Below are 404 nucleotides of genomic sequence, written 5' to 3'. Positions count from 1 at the left end.
CTCAATAACGTGATCGAGGCCGATCACGGAAAGCTCAAGATACTGATCAAGCCGGTGCGCGGTTTCAAATCGATCCCCACGGCCTATGCCACGATCAAGGGATTCGAAGTCATGCGAGCCCTGCGCAAAGGACAGGCTCGCCCCTGGTGCCTGCAGCCCGGCATCAGGGGCGAGGTGCGCCTTGTGGAGAGAGCTTTTGGCATTGGGCCCTCGGCGCTGACGGAGGCCATGGGCATGCTCAACCACCATTTCGCAGCAGCCGCCTGATCGGCGCAGAGCGACAGCCTACCTCTGACTGCCGCCAATCTTTGCAACAGAGCCTCCGTCGCCATGCTCACCTCGCTTTGGTGCACACGAGTATTGAGCATAGTCGAGATTGGTGCAGATCACTTCTGATATTGAAC

Annotated in this window: 1 protein-coding gene; it reads left to right on the top strand. The window is 58.7% G+C overall.

The features are described 5' to 3' along the window. Positions 1 to 267 (top strand): DDE-type integrase/transposase/recombinase (locus AKJ31_RS22270; protein WP_011152977.1); only part of this gene is annotated, 267 nt, incomplete at its 5' end. Positions 268 to 404 lie beyond the last annotated feature (137 nt).

The sequence above is a fragment of the Vibrio hepatarius genome, assembly GCF_001274785.1.
Lineage (GTDB): Bacteria > Pseudomonadota > Gammaproteobacteria > Enterobacterales > Vibrionaceae > Vibrio > Vibrio hepatarius.
The sequence above is the reverse complement of the archived record's forward strand: the minus strand, read 5'-3'. Positions and strand labels throughout refer to the sequence as shown.